This window comes from Peptoniphilus sp. oral taxon 836 str. F0141, assembly GCF_000179335.1.
Lineage (GTDB): Bacteria > Bacillota > Clostridia > Tissierellales > Peptoniphilaceae > Peptoniphilus_A > Peptoniphilus_A lacrimalis.
The window spans coordinates 1-9,772 of record NZ_AEAA01000062.1 but is presented as its reverse complement, the minus strand read 5'-3'; the positions used below and the strand labels follow the sequence as shown (position 1 = coordinate 9,772).

11 protein-coding genes are annotated in these 9,772 nt (G+C 27.4%); 8 read left to right on the top strand and 3 right to left on the bottom strand.

Going from position 1 to position 9,772, the window contains the following annotated elements:
• The 3 genes from HMPREF9131_RS02545 to glmS form a co-directional block, all read right to left on the bottom strand.
• Positions 1 to 232: LURP-one-related family protein (locus HMPREF9131_RS02545; RefSeq protein ID WP_009345203.1), on the bottom strand; the 232-nt coding region annotated here is incomplete at its 3' end.
• A complete protein-coding gene (locus HMPREF9131_RS02540) occupies positions 232 to 1,470 on the bottom strand; it encodes a hemolysin family protein (protein ID WP_009345202.1) in 1,239 nt (412 codons plus the stop codon). The genes HMPREF9131_RS02540 and HMPREF9131_RS02545, both read right to left, overlap by 1 nt.
• A gap of 312 nt (positions 1,471 to 1,782) precedes the next feature.
• The gene (gene glmS / locus HMPREF9131_RS02535) at positions 1,783 to 3,603 is read right to left on the bottom strand and encodes a glutamine--fructose-6-phosphate transaminase (isomerizing) (protein WP_009345199.1); all 1,821 of its coding nucleotides are present in this window, start codon (positions 3,601 to 3,603) and stop codon (positions 1,783 to 1,785) included.
• A 241-nt stretch (positions 3,604 to 3,844) separates the two neighbouring features.
• Between glmS and HMPREF9131_RS02530 the strand changes: the two genes are divergently transcribed.
• The 8 genes from HMPREF9131_RS02530 to HMPREF9131_RS02495 all read left to right on the top strand — a co-directional run bounded on the left by HMPREF9131_RS02530 (position 3,845) and on the right by HMPREF9131_RS02495 (position 9,443).
• Positions 3,845 to 4,534, top strand: a complete 690-nt coding sequence (locus HMPREF9131_RS02530) for an acyl-ACP thioesterase domain-containing protein (protein ID WP_009345198.1) — start codon at positions 3,845 to 3,847, stop codon at positions 4,532 to 4,534.
• A 48-nt stretch (positions 4,535 to 4,582) separates the two neighbouring features.
• Positions 4,583 to 5,332 carry a peptidylprolyl isomerase gene (locus tag HMPREF9131_RS02525; protein ID WP_009345204.1) on the top strand — a complete coding sequence of 250 codons (750 nt, stop codon included), beginning with the start codon at positions 4,583 to 4,585 and terminating at the stop codon, positions 5,330 to 5,332.
• 8 nt (positions 5,333 to 5,340) lie between these two features.
• Complete coding sequence (locus HMPREF9131_RS02520) at positions 5,341 to 6,672, top strand: GTP pyrophosphokinase family protein (RefSeq protein ID WP_009345201.1); 1,332 nt, start codon at positions 5,341 to 5,343, stop codon at positions 6,670 to 6,672.
• Between the two features lie 27 nt (positions 6,673 to 6,699).
• Positions 6,700 to 7,029 carry a DUF1292 domain-containing protein gene (locus HMPREF9131_RS02515; RefSeq protein WP_004824643.1) on the top strand — a complete coding sequence of 110 codons (330 nt, stop codon included), beginning with the start codon at positions 6,700 to 6,702 and terminating at the stop codon, positions 7,027 to 7,029.
• Positions 7,022 to 7,468 (top strand): peroxiredoxin, encoded by a 447-nt coding sequence (locus tag HMPREF9131_RS02510; protein ID WP_004824656.1) that lies wholly within the window; start codon positions 7,022 to 7,024, stop codon positions 7,466 to 7,468. The genes HMPREF9131_RS02515 and HMPREF9131_RS02510 overlap by 8 nt, the downstream gene beginning before the upstream one ends.
• Positions 7,458 to 8,357: a TIGR01212 family radical SAM protein gene (locus tag HMPREF9131_RS02505; protein ID WP_004824693.1), complete on the top strand. Its 900-nt coding sequence runs from the start codon at positions 7,458 to 7,460 to the stop codon at positions 8,355 to 8,357. The genes HMPREF9131_RS02510 and HMPREF9131_RS02505 overlap by 11 nt, the downstream gene beginning before the upstream one ends.
• 4 nt (positions 8,358 to 8,361) lie before the next feature.
• Positions 8,362 to 8,787: a hypothetical protein gene (locus tag HMPREF9131_RS02500; RefSeq protein WP_004824647.1), complete on the top strand. Its 426-nt coding sequence runs from the start codon at positions 8,362 to 8,364 to the stop codon at positions 8,785 to 8,787.
• A gap of 101 nt (positions 8,788 to 8,888) precedes the next feature.
• On the top strand, positions 8,889 to 9,443 hold the full coding sequence (locus HMPREF9131_RS02495) for a DUF6648 family protein (RefSeq protein ID WP_019034444.1): 555 nt from the start codon (positions 8,889 to 8,891) through the stop codon (positions 9,441 to 9,443).
• The last annotated feature ends 329 nt before the right edge of the window (positions 9,444 to 9,772 follow it).

The following is a 9,772-nucleotide window of genomic DNA, read 5'->3' as shown; positions in this document are numbered from 1 at the left end:
AAATTTCAATTAATCTTCCGTCAGTAAATTCAATATTATATTTAGGTAGCCAAGTTAAGATAACTTTATTTATGGTAAATAGTTCATTATAATTTCTGTCTGAAACATGAACAGTATTTCCAATCAGCTTAAAATCTTGGTCAACGTAATAAATCTCATTATTATTTTCATCAATTACAGCATAGTGGTCTGTAATTTTAAAAACTTTTTGCTTAATATATAATTTTTCCATTATTTTTTAATCTCCAAAAGTACCTTATCAATTCTATTTTTAGAAGTTTTTTTAACAGTAAATTTTAAATTATCTAAAATAATAACTTCATTTTTCTTAGGGAATCTATCAATTTTTTCAATTATAAAACCGCCAATGGAATCAAATTCTGTAGATTCTAATTCTAGTCCAGTTAATTGATTTAAATCATCTAAATTCATTGCACCATCTACAAGATATTTATTTGGACCAAGTTTAATAATATCTTCGTCATCTTCATTATCGTATTCATCATTGATGGCACCAACAATTTTTTCTATTAAGTCCTCAATAGTAATCATACCCGTTGTTCCACCATATTCATCAGCAACTATTGCAACAGAAATTTTATTAGCTCTCATATCAGAAAATAATGATGAAACTTCCTTATATTCATAGGTGAAATAAGGCTTTTTAAAGAAAGATTTGTTTTCCTTTAAAGATTTATGTTTATTCATCATGAATAAATCTTTAACATTAAGAATACCAATGATATTGTCAATATTATCTTCATATACAGGCATTCTTGAAAAATTTTCTTTACATATCAAATCTATAATTTCTGAATAGGAAGACTCAATATCAATAGCAACTATATCAGTTCTTGGTGTCATAATATCCTTAGCATAAGAATCACGAAAGTCCATTACATTTTCAATCATAAGTGATTCGTTGTGGTCTAAGAGTCCCTCAGCCTTACCTCTATTCATAGCATCGTAGAGGTCTTCTTCAGTTATTAAAGGCTCATTAATATCAAAACTACCTGTTAGTTTTAAGAAAACTTGAGAAATTTTTAAAATCAAATAAGAAAGCGGTCTTAAAAAACCTATAGTAAAAGACATTAATTTTGCATTAGCTGGGCAAATTTTTCCGTAAAATTTTTTCGCATAATTTCTAGGGAAAGATTCACCTAAAGTAATAATTAATATAGTTGATATTAAAACTCCAAGGATTAATCCTATAATTTTAAAGTGCTCATAAAAAAATAAACTTGCAAAAATTGCACACAATGAATTAGAAAAATAATCAACAACTAGAGTTGTTGGGTATAATTCATCATCCTTGGCAAGTTTTTGAATAAGCTCAAAATTTTCAGTTTCTTCTTCTTCCATTTTTTTCAGTTTAATTGAATTTAAAGCTAAAAAAGCATTTTCAATTAAAGTAAATTTATAAGATAAGTATAAAAATATAAGGGAAAGAAACAAAAATATATAATCCACTAAAACAACACTCCCTTAAGTAATTATAATTACTAAAGACTTAGTTGTCAAAAAATCTCTTAAATTTGAAAATATTTTTATTAAATATAAATTATTAATTTAAACTAAATACTGAAAAAAATTTCATAAAAAAATTTCAAGGACAATCCTCTTCATAAAATTCATCAATAAGCTTACGTTCTGGTAAGTTTATTTTGAATTTTAACATAGCAAATGGGCATGATTAAGCCCTAGCACAAAATCAAAAATTTTGAGATAGGGCTTTAAAGGGTAGTCCTTGAAAAAACACAGGTCTTATAAGTTATTTAATTTTTATTCAACTGTAACTGATTTTGCTAAGTTTCTTGGTTTATCAACATCATTACCTAAAAGGCTTGATACATAATATGCTATTACTTGCAAAGGAATTATTGCAAGTAGCGGTGCATATAAATCAAGAGTTTCAGGAATTTCTATGAATTGAGCTGCACAAGATTCTAAAAGTTTATTACCAACAAATCCAACTGCAAAAACTTTTGCTCCTCTTGCTAGAAGTTCTTCATTATTTGATGCAGTTTTTTCCATGGTGTGTTTTTGAGTTGCTATGGAAATAACTGGAGTATCTTTTTCAATCAGTGCCAAAGGTCCGTGCTTTAATTCTCCAGTTTGGAAAGCTTCAGCATGAATATAGGAAATTTCTTTTAATTTTAATGCCCCTTCCTTGGCAGTTACATAATCAAGTCCACGTCCTGTATAAAACATTGACTTTGCATTTTTAATAGAATTAGCTATTAATTTATAGTTTTCTTCATTTTTAAGAATTTGACTAATTTTTTGTGGAATTTCTTTCAAATGATTTAAGTAATTATCTAATTCATCTTTTGAAATTTTTTCCAATTTAAATGCCATATCCAGACCTAATAAAAATCCAGCAAGAAGTTGGGAAGTATAGGCTTTAGTAGATGCTACAGAAATTTCAGGTCCGCAATAGCAATACATTACCCTATCAGTTAATCTAGAAACTGTAGACCCTACAACATTAGTTATAGATAAAGTCGTGGCTCCAACAGATTTAGCCTTATTTATTGCAGAAATTGTATCGGCAGTTTCTCCTGATTGAGAAACTACTATCATTAGAGAATTTTTATCTATAAAATAATTTTCATATTTAAATTCCGATGCGACTTCGCAAATTACAGGCACTTGCAAGATTTTTTCCATGAAATATTTGATGCCTAGGCAAGCGTGATAGGCAGTTCCACAGGCAACAGCATAAATTTTATTGAAATTTTTTAGCTGGTCTAAAGAAAAATCGCCTTGTTCTAAGTTGATTTTTCCATCTTTGAGTCTTACAGATAAGACTTCTTCTAAAACTTTTGGCTGTTCATGAATTTCTTTCAAAAGAAAATGAGGATAACCTTCCTTAGATGCAGCATCCATAGACATATTAACTGTTTTTATTTCTCTATTTACTTCTTTACCATTATTATAAATTTTATAATCTTTACCATTTATATCAATTACATCTCCGTCTTGGAAATAAATGATCTTATTAGTATATGAAATTAAAGATGTAATATCAGAAGCAAGAATAATTCCATCATCAAAAATTCCACCGACAAGAGGAGAAGAGTTTTTGCAGGCAATTAACCTATCTTTTTCTTTACTACAAATAATTCCAAAGGCATAAGAACCTCTTATAAGAGAAAGGGTCTTATTTACAGCATCAAGTAAATTTCCTTTATAAAATTTTTCAATTAGGTTACTGACAACTTCTGTATCTGTTTGAGATTTGAAAGTGTAACCTTCCTCTAATAATGAATTTTTAAGTTCAAGATAATTTTCAATAATACCATTATGAACCAAAGAAATAGTATTATTCATAGAATTGTGAGGGTGAGCATTAATTTCATTAGGAACTCCATGAGTCGCCCATCTCACATGACCGATTCCCACATTTCCTTCAATGGGATTTTCCTTAAGAGCTTCTTTAAGGTTTGAAATTCTACCCGGTCTTTTTAAAGTAAAAATTCTCCCATCCTTAAGAATTGAAATGCCGGAAGAATCATAGCCCCTATATTCAAGGGCAGATAAACCTTTAATGATTATATCAGTTGCGTTTAATTTACCAACATAACCAACGATTCCACACATATTAAAACCTCCAATAAAAAAATTAGGGATTCACTATATTTAATTTGTTAGTAGATTGCTCGTACTTCTTTTTAAATATTCAGGTTGTGATACCTATGAAGCATCCGCCGATAATTTCGATAACTTCATTCCTCGTCAGCCACTTGGGCTCAGGCGCTATAACTTTTATCCCTTTGCTAAATTTTAACATAAGTTACAATAAGTGTAAACTTAATGATAAAATATAAAAAGAGGTAGGGATATGCAAAAGTATAAAAAACATTATAAAATTGAAAAAAATTTATCTCTTAGAGATTTGCTAGAGATATTTATGCAAACTTCTCTAGAGGATTCAGCAGATAAAATTCTTGTAAAAAAATATTTTAAGGATAATAATTTGTCATGGATGATATATAAGTGGAAAGTTCAAATTTATGGAAACATAACAAAAACTGACTATATAAGTAAAACTTGGCCATCTTATTTTGACAAAATTTCCACATATAGGGAGTTCACTTTAGAAAGAGATGGACATATACTTGCAAAAGCCACTGCAATTTATGTGATAGTTGATATGAAAAATAAAAAATTAATAGAAATACCTCAAATTGTAAAGGATTCTTATCAGCTAATTCAAGAAAGGAATTTTGAAAAAATAGAAAAGGCTAGTATAAAAGGTGATATTTATTGTGAAAAAAATTTTTCTGTAGAAAGAGAACAGATAGACTTAAATGGTCATGTTCATAACACTTCATATATTTTTTGGTTAGAAAAATGTTTTGAAAATAATTCTATGATTAAAAAATTAAAAGTTTTTACAATAACATATATGAAAGAAATTCATTATCCTAATAAAGTTAATTTTTCAATTTATAAAGATGGGGAAAACTACAATTTTTCAATTAAAACCAATGACTTTAATGCAAAAGGTAAGTGTATTTTTAATGATTGAAAAGTAGGACTTCCTTTGTTATGATTAAATAAGAAATAAGGAGGACTTATGGATAAAAATAAAATTTTAGCAGAAGTAAATGGCAAGAAAATTACAGGAGAAGATTATAATATTTTTATAAATTCTATAAATCCTAAACTAAGAGAACACTTAGTAAATTCAGATCAAAATAAAGAAGTTATAGAAGAATTAATTCATCATGAATTAATTTATCAAGATGCAATAGAAAATGGAAAAGATAAAGAGGAAGAATTCCAAAAAGTTTTAGACCAAGCTAAGAAAAGCTTACTACTAAATTATACTTTAGGAAAATTACTTTCAAATATTGAAGTTACAGAAAAAGAAATTGAAGATTTTTATAATAACCATAAAGAACATTTTACTAAAGATCAGACAGTAAGAGCTAGTCATATTCTTGTAGATGATTTAAAAAAGGCTGAGGAAATTTATAATAGAATTAAAGATGGAGCGGATTTTTCTAAAGAAGCTAAGAATAATTCAACTTGCCCTTCAAAAGAAAATGGAGGAGATTTAGGAATATTTTCCAGAGGTCAAATGGTTAAAGAATTTGAAGATGCTTGTTTTAATATGGAAGTTGGTGAAGTTTCTAAGCCTGTTAAGACACAATTTGGTTACCATATAATTAAGTTAGTTGAAAAAAATAAGGCACAAGAGATGACACTTGAAGAATCTAGGGACCATATAATAGAAGATATAAGAAGGCAAAAGGAACAAGAAATATATAAAGATAAAATTAGTTCATTAAGAGAAAAAAGTCAAATTAAATATATTGACTAGGAGGAAATATGAAACTAGAGCTCTTTAAATATATTGATGATGTATTAGATTTATTTGAATATCATAGGCAAGAACTGGTAAGCATCAATAAAGAGGTTAGAAATTACTTTTCTGATGTATTAAAAGATGATGAAAGAGCTTTAAACTTATCCACCAGAATAAAGACCCCGCAGTCTTTAAGGGAAAAGTTGATAAGGAGAAATTATTACATAAAGTATCCTACTCCCTTCGAAGGTTTTAAAAAAGTACCGGATTTGATAGGTTTAAGAATTGAATGTAGGTTTATAAAAGATGAAAAAGAAATTTATCAAAAAATCATTGATGAATTTAGAATATATTGTGGCAAGGGATATTATGCCTCAAATATAAATAAAAATATTCGTCTTAATTTAGAAGATATACAACCACAAGTTTTAAATAATGGTTTTAAAATATATAAACTTGACGGCTTATATAAAAATTCTAAGACTTCATATTCTTTTGAACTGCAAATAAAATCATTGGTAAATTTATTTTGGGGCGAAATAGACCATAAAATTCTTTATAAAAATTATAATTATATGATTGTTGAGGATTTTTTCAGGGACATTATGCACTCAATAATAGATAATTTATTCATGGTAGATAAGCAACTTATGATTTTATATGACCATGTAACAAACTCTGATGCTTCTGGCAAAGACCCAGCAGAAAAACAGCTAAAAGTCTTGCTTTCAAAAATTATTCATGATGTTTTCATAAATAAAATTTATGGGGAATTGGGCTTTGTGTTTAACATTAAAGTCTCCACGGATATAATAGTGGAGTTCATATTTATGAAGCTTAAGAAGAATAAAGATAATTCTTACGGTGAAGATTTTATATCTTTAATTAATAGGATTAATGAGATTTCAACACTTGATATGAACTTGGAAGAGTACATTAATGTTGATGAAAAACCAAAATTTTATGATTCTTTCACAAGAAATATAGGAAATTTAATTCTAGCTTCTTTAAATAAAGATTTTGAATGGAATATATTTTTCAAAATAATAACAACAATTGATAAGGAATCAGATAATCAGATATTTGAAGATTTTATACACTTTGTAAGATACCAATACACTCTTTTAATCTTAAAGCTATTCGAAAATTTCGACTTAAGTGAAGATGATAAAAGAGATATTGAAAACTTTATTCTAAATTTAGTTATAGATAAATTTAAAAACAATACTACTTTAGAGTTTTTAATGGTAAAATCAATTAATAAAATCAATTTTATTTTAGAAAGTCTAAAATTTTCTGAAATAGAAGGAAAAGAAGATTTAAAAGAATTATTTAAAAAAGAATATAAATTTTAAAATAAATTAATACTAAAGGAGAAAATTATGGCAGAAAATGAAAAAAACTGTGGATGCTCATGCGGATGCTCCCACGAAGAAGGACACCAAGAAGGTTATGATATCATTAATCTAAGCTTAGACGATGATAGGGAAGTAAGTTATATTATTCTTGGAATTTTTGAATGTGATGATGAAGAATATATAGCATTAATTCCTGAAGATGAAAAAGAAGGCGAAGATGTATATCTTTTCCGTTACAAGGAAAGCGGTGAAGATGAAGTTGAACTTGATGAAATTGAAAACGAAGAAGAATTTGACAGAGTTTCTAAAAAGTTCGACCAATTATTTATAGAAGAAGATGATTTTAATGAATAATTTTTCTTTAGAATCAGTTGATGGAAAAATTAAAAATTTAGATGATTATAAGGGAAAAACCTTAGTTTTATATTTTTATCCAAAAGACAGCACTAAGGGATGCACCATTGAAGCTATGGAATTCTCAGATTTAAAAGATGAATTTGACAAGCTGGGTGCAGTGGTTGTTGGTATAAGTAAGGATAAGATAAAATCTCATAAAAACTTTATAGAAAAAGATGATTTAAAAGTTGAACTTTTATCAGACCCTGATAGAAAAGTTGCAGAATCTTTTAAAGTTTTAAAAGCTGGCAAAATGTGTGGAAAAGATGTTATAAAAACTGTAAGATCAACATTTATTTTTAATAAAGATGGTAAACTTGTTAAAGAATTTAGAGATGTAAAGCCCCAAGGCCATGCATCAGATGTTTTAAATTATCTAAAGGAAAATGACTTATAATACCTACAGTGATTTTCTAAAAAGAAAATTCGGCAAAAAAGTTTATAAGTTACCCATTAAACTGAACTTAACCTGTCCAAATAGAGATGGAACTTGTGGTTATGGCGGTTGTATATTTTGTGGAGAAGAGGGAGGATCTTTTGAAAACACTGATGGCTCCATAAAAGAACAGCTAAGTCAAGCTAAAGAAATTATGAAAAGAAAATACAAGGCGGAAAAATTTATATCGTATTTTCAAAATTTCACTAACACCTATATGGATATTGAAAGTTTTAAAAAAATAATTAATGAATCTTTAGTAGAAGATGTTGTAGGAGTCAGTATCTCAACAAGACCGGATTGTCTTTATAAAGAACATCTGGAATTTTTGGAACAAGTAAATAAAGATTATATGGTAACTTTAGAGATAGGTTTGCAGACAGTAAATTATCACACTCTAAAAATTATAAATAGGGGACATGGACTGGCTGATTTTATTGATGGTGTTTTGAGAGCAAAAAAACATGGTCTTAGAGTTTGCGTTCACGTTCTTATTGGACTTCCATGGGATGATGATTTAGATGTTTATGAATGTGCAAAAATTCTTTCAGCTTTGTCGGTTGATGAAGTTAAGATTCACGCCCTTTATATAGTTAAAAATACTCTTATGGGTAAGCTCTATGAGGACGGAAAAATAAAAACTATTAGCTTAGAAGATTATAAAAGAAAAGTTATACTCTTTTTAAGAAGTCTAAAAAGTGATATAATTGTAGAAAGAATTATCGGTAGAGCCCCGGAGGAAAATTCCTTGTTCTGCAATTGGAATACCTCATGGTGGAAAATCCGTGATGATATTGTAAAAGAAATGAAAGAAAAAAATTTAACCCAAGGGGATATGAGGAGGATTTAATTATATGATTAAGTATATTTTAGGAGCAAAAGGCTCAGGAAAAACAAGATGGCTGATAGAAAATGCAAATGAAGATATGAAAAAGGACGATTCAAACATAGCTTTTGTAGAAGTTGATGATGACCATATTTTTAGCCTTGATTACAATGTAAGACTTATAAACGCAACAGATTACAGACTTAATAATGTTGAATCCTTTTACGGTTTTATTTGTGGGCTTCTAGCAATGGACTATGACCTTCACAAAATTTATATTGACGGAATATATAAAGTTCTTCACTTAAATATCGAAGATTTAGAATATATGCTTTCTAAATTATCAAAAATTCCAGATATAGAACAAAAGGAAATTTATATAAATATTGATTATACAATGGAAGATATGTCAGAAGTTCTAGCAAAAAATGCTTACGAAGTTAAGGCGATGTAGGTGTAAAAGGTGAATCAAAAATTTATAACAAGAGTTTTAGTAGCTATAATTGTGTTATCCATGCTGATACCAATAGCATTTTCTTTTAGATAGGATTTATTGTGAGGTTATCAGAAAGAAATGGAGTATTTGAAGATTTTTTTGAGCATAGATCCTACTTGATAATGCAATACTCGCAAGGTGATTTAAACAAAAAAGAATTTATAAAAAGAAATTTTGATTACCTTGTGCTAAGAAATATGACGCCCTATATAAAAGTGGATTCATATGAAAAGGGAATGTATAATTACCAGTATTTCAATGTTATGGCAAAATATTATAAAGCTTTGTCAAGAGATGTCTATAATACAAAAAAACACCAAAAATACTATAATTATTATTTAAACTTGGCAAATAAATTTTATCATGAAAAAGACAAATCGGTTCTTTCTATTTTAAAAATAGAAGAATTTAAAGACATGGATGCTTATTACATTAAGTGTCAATCAAAAGCCTTACAAAATCTGCTTTATGAAATAGTCTTAAACAATAAAAAAGAAGCAATTTTTCATTCAAAAGCTAAGTGGCTATTAAATGTTTTAATTGAAGAAAAAATTTTCAATAATGTAACAAAAAAGTCTATAATAGACCATTATATCAATGAAAAATATTATTAATCTCGCATTTATTGCGAGATTTTTTTTCTAAATTTATGCTAACATTTGATTAAATTAATATAAAAATTTTGTACTTTTTTCAAAATAACTATTAAGTAATAGCTAAGTTTATTAAGTTTACAGAAAAAAATAAATCTATAGTTTATCCTTTATATTTTGAATTATTATAAAATTCTCTTATTCTCTATGAATAGGGGAATTTTTCATGTTATAATATTTTTGGTGATTTAATGAGCATTTTATATAAAAATATTAATTATTTAGATTTAGAAAATGAAAAAATTATTGAAGGTGCCGATATTTTTATTGAGGGAAATTTAATAAAAAAA

Bases quoted from the DNA above. Each gene is read 5' to 3' on its own strand.
- HMPREF9131_RS02530 (WP_009345198.1), top strand. From the start codon at position 3,845: ATGCAAAAGTATAAAAAACATTATAAAATTGAAAAAAATTTATCTCTT.
- HMPREF9131_RS02505 (WP_004824693.1), top strand. From the start codon at position 7,458: ATGACTTATAATACCTACAGTGATTTTCTAAAAAGAAAATTCGGCAAA.
- HMPREF9131_RS02515 (WP_004824643.1), top strand. From the start codon at position 6,700: ATGGCAGAAAATGAAAAAAACTGTGGATGCTCATGCGGATGCTCCCAC.
- HMPREF9131_RS02520 (WP_009345201.1), top strand. From the start codon at position 5,341: ATGAAACTAGAGCTCTTTAAATATATTGATGATGTATTAGATTTATTT.
- HMPREF9131_RS02510 (WP_004824656.1), top strand. From the start codon at position 7,022: ATGAATAATTTTTCTTTAGAATCAGTTGATGGAAAAATTAAAAATTTA.
- HMPREF9131_RS02500 (WP_004824647.1), top strand. From the start codon at position 8,362: ATGATTAAGTATATTTTAGGAGCAAAAGGCTCAGGAAAAACAAGATGG.
- HMPREF9131_RS02525 (WP_009345204.1), top strand. From the start codon at position 4,583: ATGGATAAAAATAAAATTTTAGCAGAAGTAAATGGCAAGAAAATTACA.
- glmS (WP_009345199.1), bottom strand. From the start codon at position 3,603: ATGTGTGGAATCGTTGGTTATGTTGGTAAATTAAACGCAACTGATATA.